This is a genomic window from Streptomyces longisporoflavus, from assembly GCF_014649775.1.
Taxonomy (GTDB): Bacteria; Actinomycetota; Actinomycetes; order Streptomycetales; family Streptomycetaceae; genus Streptomyces; species Streptomyces longisporoflavus.
Genome location: NZ_BMTR01000005.1, coordinates 403252 through 419995, shown reverse-complemented (window position 1 = coordinate 419995; position 16744 = coordinate 403252). Strand labels below are relative to the sequence as shown.

Here is a 16744-nt window from a genome sequence, read left to right as displayed (position 1 = left end):
TCCACTGCTCATTGAGCCCTCACGGCCGGGACCGAGGCTCCTCGTGTGACCCTGAATCCCCGCCAAGCCATCACCCTGTGCATCGCGCTCAGCCTGTGCGCCCTGCTCCTGGTGCCCGGCAACTTCCCCGGCCTGAGCGGTGACGCCCGGCTCACCCTCGGCGTGTTCGCCCTGGCGACCTGCGCGTGGATCGGTACGCCGATCGACGACACGTACATCGCGCTCGGCGCCGGGCTCGCCCTCACCGCGACCGGGGTGATCAGCAGCGACACGCTCTTCGGCACCCTCGGCGACGAGACGGTCTGGCTGCTTATCTGCGCCTTCGTGCTGGCCGCCGCGGTCGCCCGCAGCGGTCTCGCGGGCCGGGCGGCGGCCTTTCTGGTCAGCGGGGCCCGCACCGTACGGCAGTTGACGCACCTGACCACGGCCGCCCTGGTCGTCACCGCGTTCGCGGTCCCCGCCACGTCGGGCCGCGCCGCGCTCGCGCTGCCCGTCTTCCTCGCGCTCGCCAAGGTCCTCGCCGACCGCAGGCGCCTGGTGGTGATGCTCGCACTGCTGTTCCCGACGGTGATCCTGCTCTCCGCGGTGGCGACCCTGATCGGCGCGGGCGCCCACCTGATCACGGTCTCCGTGCTGTGGGAGGCCACCGGCGACCGGATCGGCTTCACCCAGTGGATGCTGCTCGGCCTGCCGCTCGCCGTCGCCTCGTCCCATCTGGCGGCGGAAGCCGTGCTGTTGACGACGACGCGGCGGGCGGACCGTAAGGGCCCCGTCCACATCACCGTCGAGCAGCTCCAGGAGCACAGCGAGCAGCCGGTCACCGGGGCCTGGGAGCCCGCCGAGACCCGCTGCGCCCTCCTCCTCGCCACGGTGGTCGCGCTCTGGTGCAGCGAACCACTGCACCAGGTGCCGCCCGCCGTCGTCGCGTTGATCGGCGCGGTCGTCGCCTCGTCCCCCGCGCTCGGCACCGTACGCCTGAAGGACGCGCTCAAGACCGTGCCGTGGGCGCTGCTGCTCTTCATGGCGGCGACGATGGCGATGGGCGTCGCGCTCGCCGACTCCGGGGCGGCGAAGTGGCTGGTGGGCGGGGTCCCGCTGGATGTGCCGCCCTGGCTGTTCCTGACCGTCGTCGTCTGCGTCAGCACGGCCGCGCACCTGGTGCTCCAGTCACGCTCGGCCCGCTCGTCCGTCCTGGTCCCGCTGGTCGTCGCGGCGGCCGTCGGCGCGGGCGTCAATCCGGTCGCGGCGGCCCTCGCCTCCACCGCCGCCGCCGGCTTCTGCCACACCCTGCCCGCGTCCGCGAAGCCCGTCACGCTCTTCGCCGACATCCCCGGCACCCCCACTTACACCCCGCGCGACCTGCTGCGCCTCTCCGCGGTCCTGGCACCGCTGACCGCCGCACTCGTCCTGCTCTTCGCCGTCACGCTCTGGCCGCTGCTCGGCGTGCCCGTCCGCTGAACCCACCCTTGAATCCACCCTGGAGACCCCATGCTGACCCGTTTCGCCATCGCCCCCAGCGGCTTCAAGGAGTCCCTGTCCGCGCAGTCGGCGGCCGAGGCCATCGCCGAGGGAGTACGCCGTGTCGTCCCGCACGCCGAGACCGATCTGATCCCCCTGGTGGACGGAGGCGAGGGCACCGCCCGCGCCCTGGCCGCCACCGCCGGCGGCCGGCTGGTCGCGCTGCCCGCCACCGGCCCCGTCGGGCAGCGGATCGGCACGCACTTCGCGCTGCTTCCCGACGGTACGGCGGTCGTGGAGATGGCGGCCGTGGCCGGGCTCTCGCTCGTCCCCCGCGACGCGCGTGACCCCGGTGCCACCACGACGTACGGCGTCGGCGAACTGATCGGCGCCGCTCTCGACGCGGGCGCGCGCCGCATCCTGGTGGGCTGCGGCGACTCCGGCACGTCGGACGGCGGCGCGGGAGCGCTCCAGGCACTCGGCGCCCGCCTCCTGGACGCGGACGACTGGGAACTGCCGCACGGCGGACGGGAGTTGACCCGGCTGAGCCGCATCGACCCCGCGGGCCTCGACCCCCGTCTGAAGGACACCGAGATCCGCGTCGCCTGCAACCCCTTCAACGTCCTGACCGGCGAGCGCGGCGTCGCCCGCGTCTTCGGCCCGCAGAAGGGCGCGACGCCCGCGCAGGTCGACCAGCTCGCGGCCGCCCTCGACCGCTGGGCCCACGTCCTGACCCGCGACCTGCACGCCACGACGGACCTCGCCCTCGGCGCCGGAACGGGCGCCTCCGGAGGTCTGGGGGCGGGTCTCGCGGCCCTCGGCGCCCGGCTGCTCCCCCGTTTCGACGTCCTGCTGGACCATCTGGACCTGGACGCGCGCCTGGCCCGCGCCGACCTCGTCGTCACCGCCGAGGGAGCCCTCGACCACCAGACGCCGCGCGGCAAGGTCCCCGCCGAAGTGGCGAGGCGCGCCAAGCGGTCAGGCCGCCCCGTTCTCGTGCTCGCGGGCACGATCGGCCAGGGCGCACACCACGTACGGGCGGTCGGCGTGGACGCCTACAGTTCGATCCTGCCTGCGCCCGTCTCGCTGACCGAGGCACTCGGGCGTGGCGGCGAGTTCCTCACCGACGCGACCGAGCGGGCCCTGCGGATGATCGTCCTGGGGTCACGCCTGAAGGGCAGGGCCGGGACGGACAGGACCGGGGCAGGCAGGACCAAGGCTCAGGCGACGTTGGTGTCCGGCACGCAACGCCCGTCCTCGGTGCGGTAGTTCCAGCGCGCGCCGTCCGCCACCAGCTCCTTGACCGCGCGCACGAAACGCTCCACGTGCTCGTCCGGGGTGCCCGCGCCGAAGCTGACCCGGATCGCGTTCAGCGACTTCTCGCCGGGCTCGGCCTCGGGGGCACCGCACTCGCCCTGGGTCTGCGGGTCGCTCCCGAGCAGGGTGCGCACCAGCGGGTGCGCGCAGAACAGACCGTCGCGGACACCGATGCCGTACTCGGCGGAGAGCGCGGCGGCGAAGTGCGAGCTGTTCCAGCCGTCGACGACGAAGGAGATGACACCGACCCGCGGCGCGTCGTCACCGAAGAGCGAGAGCACCTTCACGGCGGGCACCTCGGCCAGGCCCTCGCGCACCTTGGCGATGAGCTGGTTCTCACGGGCGACGAGCTCGTCGAAGCCCGCCTCGGTCAGCGCCTTGCAGGCGGAGGCGATCGAGTACACGCCGATGACGTTCGGCGAACCGGCCTCGTGCCGCGCCGCGGTCTCGTGCCACTCGACGTCCACACCGCCGCCTGCTTCCTTGGGGCGCCGCGCGACCTTGCGCGAGGCGCCGCCGCCCGCGAGGTACGGCTCGGCCTCCCGCAGCCAGTCGGAGCGGCCCGCGAGGACGCCCGAGCCGAAGGGCGCGTACAGCTTGTGGCCGGAGAAGGCGACCCAGTCGACGTCGAGCTCGCTGATGGAGACGGGGTGGTGGGGCGCGAGCTGCGCGGCGTCCAGGACGATGCGGGCGCCGTGCGCGTGGGCGGCGGCGGCGAGCTCCTTGACCGGCCACAGTTCACCGGTGACGTTCGAGGCCCCGGTCACGCAGACCAGGGCGGGCCCGTAGGGCTCGCGGTCGGCGAGGGCGCGCTCCAGGGTGGCGACGGCCTGGTCGGCGGTGCGCGGCGCGTTCAGGTAGGTCACGCGGGCGTCGCGCCAGGGCAGCAGCGAGGCGTGGTGCTCGGTCTCGAAGACGAAGACCTGGCAGTCGGCGGGCAGCGCGGCGGCGAGCAGGTTCAGCGAGTCGGTGGTCGAGCGGGTGAAGACGACCTGGTCGCCCTCGCGGCAGCCGAGGAACTCGGCGACGGTGGCCCGGCTGTTCTCGAAGAGGTCGGTGGAGAGCTGCGAGAGGTACCCGGCCCCGCGGTGCACGCTGCCGTAGTACGGCGCGTAGGCGGCCACGTCGTCCCACACCCGCTGCAGTGCCGGCGCGCTCGCCGCGTAGTCGAGCGCCGCGTAGGTCACCTCGCCGCCGGTCACGAGCGGCACGGTGACGTCACGGCCGAGGACGGGCAGCGGGGCGGCACAGACGGATCGGTCGGCGGCAGCGGTGGTGACAGACATGGCGAACTCCCGTGGGAAGGCAGGCGAGTTCACTGCAAGGACGCCCGTGCGGCGCTGCAGTGACGAAGAGAAAAGGGGGTGCGGAAGAGGGGCCGGAAAGCCCTATCGCATTCGCTTGCTCACGAGACTGCTCCCTTGAGGACCAGGACCCCAGGGTGTTCGCAGGGGTCCGCGCTTGCCATACGCCTTGCTGCGTACGGCCTGGTCTTCACCCGGGGCACCCCGCCACGGACGGAGGGTTGCCGGACAGCGAGCCGGGGCTTAATCGCTGTCACTCATGACCTGTGCAGCATCCTGCCACACGATCTTCGACGCGCAAGGCGCAGTCCAGAATCCGGACTGCGCCTTGCGTCACATTCGGGGTGGCCGGTCGGCGGCCTCAGCGGTTGCTGGCCGCCACCCACCGCTCCAGGGCCTTCTTCGCGGCACCCGAGTCGATCGACTCGGCCGCCTTCGCGATACCGGCGCCGATCTGCTCCACCAGGGTGCCCTCGCCCGGCGTGCGGGCCACCAGGGCCGCCGCCGTGTTGAGCAGCACGGCGTCCCGCACGGGGCCGCTCTCGCCGTCCAGGAGCCGCACCGCCACCTCGGCGTTGTACGAGGCGTCGGCGCCGCGCAGGGCCTCCACGGGGACGAGGTCGATGCCGACGTCCCGCGGGTCGAACGCCTCCTCGCGCACCGCGCCGTCCCGTACGACCCAGACCCGCGAGGTCGACGTGGTCGTCAGTTCGTCGAGTCCGTCGTCGCCGCGGAAGACGAGGGAGGAGTGGCCGCGCTCGGCGAAGACACCGGCCACGATCGGCGCCATCCGCGCGTCGGCGACGCCCACCGCCTGGGCGCGCACCTTGGCCGGGTTGGTGAGCGGGCCCAGGGCGTTGAAGACGGTCCTGATCCCCAGCTGGCTGCGCGCCGCGCCGGCGTGCCGCAGCGCCGGGTGGAACTTCACGGCGAAGCAGAAGGTGATCCCGGCTTCCTCGGCCACCTCGACGACCCGCTTCAGGGGCAGCTCCAGATTGACCCCGAGCTTCTCCAGGACGTCGGAGGCGCCCGAGGCGCTCGACGCGGCGCGGTTGCCGTGCTTGACGACCTTCGCGCCCGCGCCGGCGGCCACGATCGCGGACATCGTGGAGATGTTGACGGTCTTGGCGCCGTCGCCGCCGGTGCCGACGATGTCGACCGTCTGCCCCGGCACCTCGATCACGTTGGCGTGTTCGTACATCGTGTGCACGAGACCGGAGATCTCCTCCACGGTCTCGCCCTTGGCCCGCAGCGCGACCATGAAGCCCGCGATCTGCGCGTCCGTCGCCTCGCCCCGCATGATGCGGTCCATGGCCCAGGCCGTGTCCGCGGCGCTCTGGTCGCGCCCTTCGAGCAGTCCGTTCAGCACACCGGGCCAGGAACGGGCCGCCGCGGTGTCGCCTCCTGCGGGGGTCACAGCGCTCATCTGCCGCTCCTGGGTTCGTTCGGCCATAGGACAGGAACACCTTATCCAGCCCGCCGGACGGCAAAGAGCCCCGTCCATGCACTGGATGCAGGGGACGGGGCTCTCGCCGTGGCGACCGTGGTCAGAGCTTCAGTCGATCAGTGGTGGCCGTGGCCGCTCGTGATCTCCTTGTACTCCTCGGTGGTGGGCTTGGGGATCTGGTTGTCCTCCCCGTAGTAGCCCTTGGAGAGCTTGGCCCGGAGCTTCTGCGAGCCCGACACCTTGCGCTCGACACCGTTCTCGTCGACCGCGGGGCCGATCTCGAGCGGCGCGTACTGCTCGTGCGCGGTGAGCGTGTGCAGCTGCTCCTGGTTGAGCGGCTCGTGGACCTCGATGAACTCACCGTGCGGCAGGCGCTTGATGATGCCCGACTCGCGACCGTGCAGCACCTTGTCCTTGTCGCGCCGCTGCAGACCCAGGCAGATCCGCTTGGTGATGATGAACGCGAGGACCGGCGCCACGAAGAACGCGATACGCACGAACCAGGTGATCGAGTTGATCGACAGGTGGAAGTGCGTGGCCCAGAGGTCGTTGCCGCCACCGATGAGCAGCACCATGTACCAGGTGATCCACGCGACGCCGAAGCCCGTACGGGTCGGGACGTTGCGCGGGCGGTCCAGGATGTGGTGCTCGCGCTTGTCGCCGGTGACCCAGGACTCGATGAACGGGTAGACCGCGATCGCGACCAGGACCAGCGGGAAGATGATCAGCGGGACGAACACACCCAGGACGAGCGTGTGGCCCCAGAGGTTGATCTCCCAGCCCGGCATGACACGGATCAGACCCTCGGAGAAGCCCATGTACCAGTCGGGCTGGGCTCCGGTGGAGACCTGGTCCGGACGGTAGGGACCGAGCGCCCAGATCGGGTTGATCGTGGCGATCGCCGAGACGGCCGCGATGACACCGAAGACCAGGAAGAAGAAGCCTCCGGCCTTCGCCATGTAGACGGGAAGCAGCGGCATGCCGACGACGTTGTTGTTCGTCTTGCCGGGGCCCGCGAACTGCGTGTGCTTGTGGTAGAAGACCAGGATCAGGTGCGCCACCACGAGGCCGAGCATGATGCCCGGCAGCAGCAGGATGTGCACCGAGTAGAACCGGGCCACGAAGTCGCCGCCGGGGAACTCCCCGCCGAACAGGAACATCGACAGGTACGTGCCCACGATCGGCACGGACAGGATCGCGCCCTGCATGAAGCGCACACCGGTACCGGAAAGCAGGTCGTCCGGCAGCGAGTAACCGGTGAAGCCGGTGAACATACCGAGCACGAACAGCAGGAAGCCGAAGACCCAGTTGACCTCGCGGGGCTTACGGAAGGCACCCGTGAAGAAGACGCGCATCATGTGCACGAACATCGCCGCGAGGAAGATCAGCGCCGCCCAGTGGTGGATCTGCCGGATGAGCAGACCACCGCGCACGTCGAAGCTGATGTGCATGGTCGAGTTGAACGCCTCGGACATCAGCTGGCCCTGCAGCGGGATGTAGCTGCCGTGGTACTCCACCTCGTTCATCGACGGGTGGAAGAACAGGGTCAGGTACACACCCGTGAGGATGATGATGATGAAGCTGTAGAGGCAGATCTCACCGAGCATGAAGGACCAGTGGTCCGGGAAGATCTTGCGCATATTGGCCTTGGCCAGGGAGTAGATCCCAAGGCGGCCGTCGGCCCAGTCGGCGACCCGCTCACCAGCGGGTGCCTCCTTCTTACGCGTCTCAGTCGTCGTAGTGCTCATCCGCGCTCCCAGAATGCAGGACCGACGGGCTCGGCGAAGTCGCCGAGCGCCTCGAGGTAGCCCTCTTCGTTCACGGCGATGCGCAGCTGCGGCAGCGCGTGACCGGCCGGGCCGAAGATCACTCGGGCACCGTCGGAGAGGTCGAAGGTGGACTGGTGGCACGGGCAGAGGACGTGGTGCGTCTGCTGCTCGTACAGGGAGATCGGGCAGCCGACGTGGGTGCAGATCTTCGAGTAGGCGACGACACCTTCGTGCGACCACTCGAGCTCTTGCTTGTCCTTGATGTCGTCCGGCTGGATACGGACGATCATCAGGGCCGCCTTGGCGATCTCCTTCTGGAAGTCGTGATCGTGCTCCTCCAGGCCCTCGGGCTTGGCGAAGGTCAGCGAGCCGACCGCGATGTCCGACGGACGCAGCGGCTCGTTCGTGTTCATGTTCACGAGGAGCTTGCCCTTGGACCACAGCGTGTGCCGCAGCTTGTCCTCGGGCAGCGGCCCGAGGTCACGCAGCAGGACGACACCGGAGAGCGGCACCATGGCGAGCGCGCCGAACATCGTGTTGCGGATCAGCTTGCGACGGCCGAACTGCGACTCCGCGGCACCGGCCTTGAAGTCGGCCATGACCTTGGCCTTGACCTCGGGCTCGGCCTCGATGGGGTGCCGCTCGTCGGCGACCTCCACGTCGGACATCAGGGTGCGGGCCCAGTGGACCGCGCCCGCGCCGATGCAGAAGAGCGCGACGCCCAGGGTCATGCCCAGGGAGAAGTTCAGCGCACTGATGTGGCCGATCGGGAAGATGTAGACGCTCTTGTCGACCGGGAAGGCCACGTACGAGGCGATGAAGCCGATCGTGGCCAGCATCGACAGCGTGAACAGGAAGGCGACCGCACGCTCGGACCGCTTGGCGGCCCGCTCGTCGATGTCCTGGACACGGTGCTCGTGGGGCGGAAGGCCCGGGTCGGCGAACGGGTTCTCGTCCGCGACGGCGACCGAACCGTGCTCGGTCTTCTCCTGCACGCTGGGCAGGTTCTCTTCTGGATTCTCTTGGCTACTCATGACTTCTTGGCCTTTGCGGTCCGAGCGGCGACCCACACGGCGACCGCGATCAGCGTGCCGAGACCGAAGATCCAGCCGAACAGGCCTTCACTGACCGGACCCAGGCCGCCCAGCTTGAGACCGCCAGGGCTCTCGGTCTGTTCGCCGTTGACCGCGTCGAGGTACGCGATGATGTCCTTCTTGTTCTTCTCCGGCATCACCGTGTCGGGGAAGGACGGCATGTTCTGCGGGCCGGTCTGCATGGCCTCGTAGATGTGCTTCGGGGAGACATCCTCCAACGAAGGAGCGAACTTGCCCTTCGTCAACGCGCCGCCCTCACCGGTGAAGTTGTGGCACTGCGCGCAGTTGGTGCGGAACAGCTCGCCACCCTTGGCGATGTCCGCCCCGTCCGGGCTGTACTGCTTCTCGGTGGGAACGGTCGGCCCCGCGCCCAGCGAGGCGATGTACGCCCCGAGCTGGTCGATCTGGGCCTGGTTGTAGATGGCCTTCTTCTTCGGCGCCTGGGCGCCCGGCTGCTGGAGCGGCATACGGCCGGTGCTGACCTGGAAGTCGACGGCGGCTGCGCCGACGCCCACCAGGCTAGGACCGTCGGAGGACCCCTGACCGCCGGTTCCGTGGCAGCTGGAGCAGCCCACGGAGTACAGCTTCTTGCCCTCGTCGATGGCGAGGGACTGGGCGGTGTCGTCGGCCTGCGCCTTGTCCGCGGGTGCGAACGCGGCGTACAGCCCCCCGGTGGCCGCCAGCGCGAGGAGTAGGACGACGACCGCCGCCAGCGGGTGGCGTCGTCGTGCGGAGAGCTTTTTCACGGATTACCCCGGTGTCAGGATCTTCTGCGTCGATGCTTCTGGAATGAGTCGGAACGTGGGGCTCGTCGTGAACCCGGCTCCGTTTACTTGATCATGTAGATCGTGGCAAAGAGACCGATCCAGACAACATCGACGAAGTGCCAGTAGTAGGACACGACGATGGCTGCGGTCGCCTGCTCATGGGTGAACTTCCTGGCCGCGTAGGTCCTGCCGAGGACCAGCAGGAAGGCGATGAGACCGCCTGTCACGTGCAGACCGTGGAAGCCGGTGGTCAGGTAGAAGACCGAGCCGTACGGGTCGGACGAGAGCGAGAGGCCCTCGTGCTTGACCAGCTCGGTGTACTCGTACACCTGACCGCCGATAAAGATCGCACCCATGATGAAGGTGACGATGAACCACATCCGGAGCTTCTTCACGTCACCGCGCTCAGCGGCGAACACGCCCAGCTGGCAGGTGAGAGAGGAGAGCACCAGGATCGTGGTGTTCGTCGCCGAGAACGGGAAGTTCAGCGCGGACGCCATTTCCTTCCAGTGCTCAGGTCCTGTCACCGATCGCAGGGTGAAGTACATCGCGAAGAGGGCCGCGAAGAACATCAGCTCGGAACTGAGCCAAATAATGGTTCCGACGCTGGTGAGGTTCGGCCGATTGACCGGCGGGTGCGCGTGCCCGGTATCTACTGTCGTTGCTGTCGCCACGACCGACATTATGTCGGTCGCTTATCCCGCCCTCACCCCGGGGGGTGCCGTTCGGAGTGTCTGAGGGGTGTGTCCTGCCCGTATGGCCCATCGAAGGGCTGTCCGAACCGCTGTTGACGGGGTGTTCGGAGGAGTAGCATCCGCGCATCGGTCCCCGGCGAAATGCCCCCGACGAAGCGGAGGAACAATGCAGCCGACCGCCACGGTGCTGGTCTACAGCGACAACGCGAGCACCCGCGAGCAGGTCCGGTTGGCCACCGGACGCAGGCCGGCGGCGGACGTTCCCGCGGTCGAGTTCATCGAGTGCGCGACTCTTCCCGCCGTCCTGAAGGAGTTGGACCGGGGCGGCGTCGACGTCTGCGTCCTGGACGGCGAGGCCACGCCCGTGGGCGGCATGGGAGTCTGCCGCCAGCTCAAGGACGAGGTCTTCCGGTGTCCGCCCGTGCTCCTGCTCATGGGGCGCCCCCAGGACGCCTGGCTGGCCACTTGGAGCCGCGCGGAGGCCGCGGTCACCCTTCCGGTCGATCCGGTCGAGTTCGCGGACTCTCTGGCCGCCCTGCTGCGCGGCAGGCTGGCCGTCCAAGCCTGACGGCACGAGGCAAGGCCCCGCGCTTCGGCACGGGGCCTTCCGCGCCGTTCAGCGGCTCTCTCGCGGTCCGCTAGACCTGCGGCCGCAGTCGGGCCGCGTCGAGCGCCGTGGGGCCCTTCTTGACGCCGCCCAACAGGGCGCTGCCGTCCCGCCAGTTCTTCCAGCCGACGTTCCAGTCGCCGAAGCCGTTGCCGAACGGGTCCATGTCCGCGCCTGCGCTGTTGATGACCTTCACGATGTCGCCCTGCCGGACGGTCTCGTAGAACCAGGCGGCGTCGCTGGTGCTCATGCCGGTGCAGCCGTGGCTGGTGTTCGCGTAGCCCTGGGAGCCGACCGACCACGGCGCGGCGTGCACGTACTCGCCCGAGTCGGTGACCCGCGTGGCGTAGTAGACCATCTTGTCGTAGAAGTCCGACGCGCCGATGCTGGCGCTGGTCATGCGTACGGAGTACTCCTTGCCGAGCACCACCTTGACGCCGTTGCGCGTGGAGTAGCCGGGCTTGCCCGTCGTCACCGGCATGGAGTTGATCTCCTCGCCGTTGCGGTAGACGGTCATGTAGTGCGAGCCGGCGTCCGTCACGGCCTCGATGCGGTCGCCGATGGTCAGTTTCAGCGGCTTCGCGCTGCCGCCCCAGAGCCTGTCGCGGACCTTGATGCCCTCGAGGTTGCTGCGCACGCTGATCGACGCGCCCGTGGGCCAGTACTCCTTGGGGCGGTAGTGCAGCGTCTCGCTGTCCACCCAGTGCCAGGCGCCCTGCGTCGCGGGCTGCGTGTCGACCTTCAGGGCGCGCTCCACGATCGCCCTGGCCTGCTTGTCCTTCACCTTGGCGCTGAGCTTGGCCGTGACGGGCTGGCCGACACCGTACTTGCCCGAATCGGGGCCGAAGGTGACGTCCAGGCGCTTCTTCTTCGTCGGGGCGCCGGTGTCGAACGTCAGGACCTTGCGGCCCGGCGAGCCGTCCTCGTCCTCGGCGCTGACCCGCACCGTGTAACGCGCTCCCGCGGCCAGCGGCGCCGTGCTGTGCCAGCGGGCGCCGTCGGCGGCGAGTTCGCCCGCCAGGTACCGCCCCTGCGCGTCCGTGGCCGTCACGTCGGTGATGCGCCCGTCCTCGCCCCGGGCGGTCACCTCCAGGGGCTTGTCGGGATCCGCCTTCTGGGTGCCCACAGGGCCGTTGAAGGCGATCTGGCCCGCCGCGTCGTACGGCTTAGCCGAGAGCGGGTGGCCGTCGGAGCTGCCGCAGGCCGTGGTTCCCACCCCGAGGGCGGACACCAGCAAGGCGCAGCTCAGTACCGTGCGGATTCGCGGTGAGTGGCTCATGAACACACGGTATGGAGGTTCATCGGCTCCGGCGCGCCGAGTGACCCGTCCGAGGGTCGGCCGCGACACGCCGAGGGGCCCGGACGCTCCTGGCGGAGTGTCCGGGCCCCTCGGTGAAACAGGGTTTCCCTTGGTGGGACAGGGATTCACAGACTCACTGGGTCTGGTTCTCGCCCCGGTAGTACTCGAAGACCCAGCCGAACAGGCCGATCATGAGGATGGGGGCCGAGAAGTACAGCAGCCACCAGCCGAAGACGACTCCCATGAAGGCGAGCGCGCCACCGACGGCCAGCGAGAGCGGCTGCCAGCTGTGCGGGCTGAAGAAGCCCACCTCGCCGGCCTCGTCCGCTACGTCGGCCTCCTTGTTGTCCTGCGCGGAGGCGTCGACACGCCGGGCCGTGAAGGCCAGGTAGTAGCCGATCATGATGCACAGACCGAAGGCGAGGAACAGCGCGGTCGTACCCGCCGGCTCCTTCGACCACCAGCCATAGACGATCGCCATGGCGAGCACGAAGACGCTCAGCCAGATGAACATCTTGCCTTGGACCTTCACTTGCCGGCCTCCTTGCCGCCCGCGAGCGCCTTGTCACCGTGGCCGGTGTTCTCGAGCTGGTCGAGAGCCGCGATCTCAGGGTGATGCAGGTCGAACGCCGGGGATTCGGAACGGATCCGCGGCAGGGTGAGGAAGTTGTGCCGCGGCGGCGGGCAGGACGTCGCCCACTCCAGCGAGCGGCCGTAGCCCCACGGGTCGTCGACCTCGATCTTCTTGCCGTACTTGGCCGTCTTCCAGATGTTGTAGAAGAACGGCAGGATCGACAGACCGAGCAGGAACGAGGAGATCGTCGAGATCGTGTTCAGAGCGGTGAATCCGTCGGCGGCGAGGTAGTCCGCGTAACGACGCGGCATGCCCTCCGCACCCAGCCAGTGCTGCACCAGGAACGTGCCGTGGAAGCCGATGAACAGCGTCCAGAAGGTGATCTTTCCGAGCCGCTCGTCCAGCATCTTGCCGGTGAACTTCGGCCACCAGAAGTGGAATCCGGAGAACATCGCGAAGACGACGGTGCCGAAGACGACGTAGTGGAAGTGCGCGACCACGAAGTACGAGTCCGAGACGTGGAAGTCCATCGGCGGCGAGGCCAGGATGACGCCGGTCAGACCACCGAAGGTGAAGGTGATCAGGAAGCCGACGGCCCAGAGCATCGGTGTCTCGAAACTCAGTGAGCCCTTCCACATCGTTCCGATCCAGTTGAAGAACTTCACGCCCGTTGGCACGGCGATCAGGAACGTCATGAAGGAGAAGAACGGCAATAGCACGCCACCGGTGACGTACATGTGGTGCGCCCACACGGTCACGGAGAGACCCGCGATGGCGATCGTCGCGCCGATCAGGCCCATGTAGCCGAACATCGGCTTGCGGGAGAAGACCGGGATGACCTCGGAAATGATTCCGAAGAATGGCAGCGCGATGATGTAAACCTCTGGATGGCCGAAGAACCAGAAGAGGTGTTGCCACAGCAGCGCGCCGCCGTTGGACGCGTCGAAGATATGGGCGCCGAATTTACGGTCCGCCTCCAGGGCGAACAGCGCGGCGGCCAGAACCGGGAAGGCCAGCAGGACCAGAACCGCGGTCAGCAGGACGTTCCACACGAAGATCGGCATCCGGAACATCGTCATGCCGGGTGCGCGCATGCAGATGATCGTGGTGATGAAGTTGACCGAGCCGAGGATCGTGCCGAAGCCGGAGAAGGCCAGACCCATGATCCACATGTCGGCGCCGATGCCCGGCGACCGGACGGCGTCCGACAGCGGGGAGTAGGCGAACCAGCCGAAGTCGGCCGCGCCCTGCGGGGTGAGGAAGCCGGCCACCGCGATGAGCGAGCCGAAGAGGTACAGCCAGTACGCGAACATGTTCAGCCGCGGGAACGCCACGTCGGGCGCGCCGATCTGCAGCGGCATGATCCAGTTCGCGAATCCGGCGAACAGCGGCGTCGCGAACATCAGCAGCATGATCGTGCCGTGCATCGTGAACGCCTGGTTGAACTGCTCGTTCGACATCAGCTGCGAGCCGGGACGAGCGAGTTCGGCGCGCATGAAGAGCGCCATCACGCCGCCGATGCAGAAGAACGCGAACGACGTGACCAGGTAGAGCGTGCCGATCGTCTTGTGGTCGGTGGTCGTCAGCCACTTGATGACCACAGCGCCCGGCTGTGCGCGCCGTACCGGCAGCTCGTTCGCCGACGAGTCTTCTGCTGCCGCGGCACCCTGAGGTTCGTTGAGGATGCTCACAGGTTGTTCGTCTCCCGGTTCTTCTCGTGCTTCGTCTGCTCGATGCCGGCCGGGATGTAACCGGTCTGGTTCTTCTTCGCCAGGTCCTCGAGGTGCTTCTGGTAGCGCTCGGGGGAAACGACCTTCACGTTGAAGAGCATCCGGGAGTGGTCGACACCGCAGAGCTCCGCGCACTTGCCCATGAAGGTGCCCTCCTTGTTGGGAGTCACCTCGAAGGCGTTCGTGTGGCCCGGGATGACGTCCTGCTTCATGAGGAACGGCACCACCCAGAAGGAGTGGATGACGTCACGCGAAGTCAGCACGAACCGGACCTTCTCGCCCTTGGGGAGCCAGAGGGTCGGACCGGGGTTGTTGTTCTGCGGGTTCCGCTGGCCGGGCGTACCGACGTCGTAGACACCGCCGGCGTTGGACGGGAACGCATCACGGAACTTGTCCGGGATGGACTCCAGCTCCTTGGCCGTCTTGGCGTCGTCCTTGTCGGAACCCTTCACGTCCTCGATGTAGTTGAAGCCCCAGCTCCACTGATAGCCGACCACGTTGACCGTGTGGGCGGGCTTGTCGTCGAGGTGGAGGAGCTTCGACTCATCACGAGCCGTGAAGTAGAAGAGCACCGAGACGATGATGAGGGGAACCACCGTGTAGAGCGTCTCGATGGGCATGTTGTAACGCGTCTGCGGAGGTACTTCCACCTTGGTGCGGCTGCGCCGGTGGAAGATGACGCTCCAGATGATCAGTCCCCACACCAGCACGCCCGTGGCGAGCGCTGCCGCCCACGAGCCCTGCCAGAGGGAGAGGATCCGCGGAGCCTCCTCCGTTACGGGGGTGGGCATACCAAGGCGGGGAAAGTCCTTGTATGTGCAACCGGTCGCGGTTGCCAGGATCAGGCCCGCAGTCAGCACCTGCGGCAGCTTCCGCCGCATCGGGCGCCGCGACGAGCGGTCGGAGCCGTTGGGACTCACGTAGCGCCTTCCCGAGAGTCTCGGCCCGCGCGGTCGGGTGCGGCCTTCTCGGTCGTCGGTCGCCGCCCTGCGGCGGGCAGGGGTTTGGATGTTTATGCGGGCCAAACCTTACTGGACGCTATTTGGGGTCGCGCGGGGAGGGTGCCTAACGCGCCGCGGGTCACTCCGAAGGGTGTTACGCCCGGCCCGCGGTGGCTTTCTGACGGGAGGTCCGGTCGCCCGCCGCCCCGGCGGAATCTGCCGGTCCGCGACTGCGGGAGCGTCGTGGCCGAGCGCGCCCACGCGGCGGAGCCGCGAATGTCACGGCCCCGCCCCCTTCGGGGCGCTCACCCGAGGCGCTCCCCCGGGGCACTTACGTTCTAGCGTTGGGCCGTGTCCTACTTCGATGTCGCCTCCTCCGCTCCCCTCCATCCCGTGGCCCGGCAGGCGCTGCAAGCCTCGTTGGACGAGGGGTGGGCCGATCCCGCTCGGCTCTACCGCGAGGGGCGGCGGGCCAGGCTGCTGCTCGACGCAGCGCGGGAGGCTGCCGCCGAGGCCGTCGGCTGCCGCCCCGACGAGCTCTCCTTCACCCCGTCCGGCACCGTGGCCGTGCACTCCGGGATCGCCGGTGCCCTCGCCGGGCGCCGGCGTGTCGGGCGGCATCTCGTGGTGTCCGGCGTCGAACACTCGTCGGTCCTCCATTCGGCGGCATCCCACGAGGCCGCGGGCGGGACGGTGACCGAGGTGGGGGTGGACCGGGCCGGCGCGGTCTCCCCGGAGGCGTACGCGGCCGCGCTGCGCCCCGACACGGCCCTTGCCTGCCTCCAGTCCGCCAACCACGAGGTGGGCACCGAGCAGCCGACGGCCGACGTCGCTTCGGCGTGTCGGGCCGCCGGGGTACCGCTCCTGGTGGACGCCGCGCAGTCGCTGCCGTGGGGCCGAGTGGACGGCCAGTGGTCATTGCTCGCGGCGAGCGCCCACAAGTGGGGCGGGCCCGCGGGCGTGGGCCTGCTCGTCGTGCGCAAGGGGGTGCGGTTCGCCGCGCGGGGCCCCGCCGACGAGCGGGAGTCCGGGCGCGCCCCCGGCTTCGAGAACATCCCCGCGGTGGTCGCCGCGGCGGCCTCGCTGCGCGCCGTACAGGCGGAGGCGGCCGAGGAGGGCGCGCGGCTGCGGGAGTTGACGGAGCGGATCCGGGCGCGGGTGCCGGGGCTCGTGCCGGACGTGGAGGTGGTGGGCGACCCGGTGCGGCGACTGCCCCACCTGGTGACCTTCTCGTGTCTCTATGTCGACGGGGAGACAGTCCTGCACGAGCTGGACCGGGCCGGTTTCTCGGTCTCGTCCGGCTCGTCCTGCACCAGCTCGACGCTGACCCCGAGCCACGTCCTGAAGGCCATGGGCGTACTGAGCGAGGGCAACGTCCGGGTGTCACTCCCACGGGGGACGCAGGAAGCGGAGGTGGAGCGCTTCCTGGAGGTGCTGCCGGGTGTGGTGGCCGGAGTGCGCGAACAACTGGGCGCTCCGGTGGCGGCGGCGCCGCGTACGGAGTCGGCCTCACTCGTCGTGGACGCGCTCGGCAAGCGCTGCCCGCTCCCCGTCATCGAGCTCGCGAAGGTGATCGGGGACGTCCCGGTGGGCGGCACCGTCACGGTCCTCGCCGACGACGAGGCGGCGCGGCTCGACATCCCTGCGTGGTGCGAGATGCGGGGCCAGGAGTACGTGGGCGAGGAGCCGGCGGACCGGGGCAGCGCCTATGTGGTCCGCCGGAGCTCCTGACCGGGCCGGG

General features: G+C 69.1%; 14 protein-coding genes and 1 riboswitch. Of the genes, 4 read left to right on the top strand and 10 right to left on the bottom strand.

Features of this window, described 5'->3' with window-relative positions:
- Window positions 1–45 precede the first annotated feature (45 nt).
- Together IE226_RS13330 and IE226_RS13325 are read left to right on the top strand one after the other, a co-directional pair.
- Window positions 46–1458 carry an SLC13 family permease gene (locus IE226_RS13330; protein ID WP_190081336.1) on the top strand — a complete coding sequence of 471 codons (1413 nt, stop codon included), beginning with the start codon at window positions 46–48 and terminating at the stop codon, window positions 1456–1458.
- A 30-nt stretch (window positions 1459–1488) separates the two neighbouring features.
- Window positions 1489–2727 carry a glycerate kinase family protein gene (locus IE226_RS13325; RefSeq protein ID WP_190081335.1) on the top strand — a complete coding sequence of 413 codons (1239 nt, stop codon included), beginning with the start codon at window positions 1489–1491 and terminating at the stop codon, window positions 2725–2727.
- Here the strand turns inward: IE226_RS13325 and IE226_RS13320 are convergent.
- From IE226_RS13320 to ctaE, 6 genes are all read right to left on the bottom strand, one after another.
- Window positions 2679–4061, bottom strand: a complete 1383-nt coding sequence (locus tag IE226_RS13320; protein ID WP_190081334.1) for an aminotransferase class V-fold PLP-dependent enzyme — start codon at window positions 4059–4061, stop codon at window positions 2679–2681. The genes IE226_RS13325 and IE226_RS13320 overlap by 49 nt on opposite strands.
- 166 nt (window positions 4062–4227) lie before the next feature.
- Window positions 4228–4344: riboswitch (SAM riboswitch) on the bottom strand.
- A gap of 96 nt (window positions 4345–4440) precedes the next feature.
- Entirely contained in the window at window positions 4441–5505 is a 1065-nt protein-coding gene (gene trpD, locus IE226_RS13315; protein ID WP_190081333.1) for an anthranilate phosphoribosyltransferase, read from the bottom strand.
- A 137-nt stretch (window positions 5506–5642) separates the two neighbouring features.
- On the bottom strand, window positions 5643–7274 hold the full coding sequence (gene qcrB / locus IE226_RS13310; RefSeq protein WP_190081332.1) for a cytochrome bc1 complex cytochrome b subunit: 1632 nt from the start codon (window positions 7272–7274) through the stop codon (window positions 5643–5645).
- Window positions 7271–8329: a cytochrome bc1 complex Rieske iron-sulfur subunit gene (gene qcrA, locus IE226_RS13305; protein WP_190081331.1), complete on the bottom strand. Its 1059-nt coding sequence runs from the start codon at window positions 8327–8329 to the stop codon at window positions 7271–7273. The genes qcrB and qcrA overlap by 4 nt, the downstream gene beginning before the upstream one ends.
- Window positions 8326–9135, bottom strand: coding sequence for a cytochrome bc1 complex diheme cytochrome c subunit (qcrC, locus tag IE226_RS13300; protein WP_190081330.1), 810 nt, complete (start codon window positions 9133–9135; stop codon window positions 8326–8328). Before qcrC ends, qcrA begins: the two co-directional genes overlap by 4 nt.
- A gap of 83 nt (window positions 9136–9218) precedes the next feature.
- Window positions 9219–9839, bottom strand: a complete 621-nt coding sequence (ctaE, locus tag IE226_RS13295) for an aa3-type cytochrome oxidase subunit III (RefSeq protein WP_190081329.1) — start codon at window positions 9837–9839, stop codon at window positions 9219–9221.
- Between the two features lie 178 nt (window positions 9840–10017).
- Between ctaE and IE226_RS13290 the strand changes: the two genes are divergently transcribed.
- The gene (locus tag IE226_RS13290; RefSeq protein ID WP_190081328.1) at window positions 10018–10419 is read left to right on the top strand and encodes a DNA-binding transcriptional response regulator; all 402 of its coding nucleotides are present in this window, start codon (window positions 10018–10020) and stop codon (window positions 10417–10419) included.
- Window positions 10420–10489: 70 nt separating this feature from the next.
- On the opposite strand, the gene IE226_RS13285 is transcribed toward IE226_RS13290, so the two are convergent.
- From IE226_RS13285 to ctaC, 4 genes are all read right to left on the bottom strand, one after another.
- Window positions 10490–11737 (bottom strand): L,D-transpeptidase, encoded by a 1248-nt coding sequence (locus IE226_RS13285; protein ID WP_190081327.1) that lies wholly within the window; start codon window positions 11735–11737, stop codon window positions 10490–10492.
- 154 nt (window positions 11738–11891) lie between these two features.
- A complete protein-coding gene (locus IE226_RS13280; RefSeq protein WP_190081326.1) occupies window positions 11892–12290 on the bottom strand; it encodes a cytochrome c oxidase subunit 4 in 399 nt (132 codons plus the stop codon).
- Window positions 12287–14023, bottom strand: a complete 1737-nt coding sequence (gene ctaD / locus IE226_RS13275) for an aa3-type cytochrome oxidase subunit I (RefSeq protein WP_190081325.1) — start codon at window positions 14021–14023, stop codon at window positions 12287–12289. Before ctaD ends, IE226_RS13280 begins: the two co-directional genes overlap by 4 nt.
- The gene (ctaC, locus tag IE226_RS13270; protein ID WP_190081324.1) at window positions 14020–14982 is read right to left on the bottom strand and encodes an aa3-type cytochrome oxidase subunit II; all 963 of its coding nucleotides are present in this window, start codon (window positions 14980–14982) and stop codon (window positions 14020–14022) included. The genes ctaD and ctaC overlap by 4 nt, the downstream gene beginning before the upstream one ends.
- Before the next feature lie 372 nt (window positions 14983–15354).
- Between ctaC and IE226_RS13265 the strand changes: the two genes are divergently transcribed.
- Window positions 15355–16734 (top strand): cysteine desulfurase/sulfurtransferase TusA family protein, encoded by a 1380-nt coding sequence (locus IE226_RS13265; protein WP_190081323.1) that lies wholly within the window; start codon window positions 15355–15357, stop codon window positions 16732–16734.
- Window positions 16735–16744 lie beyond the last annotated feature (10 nt).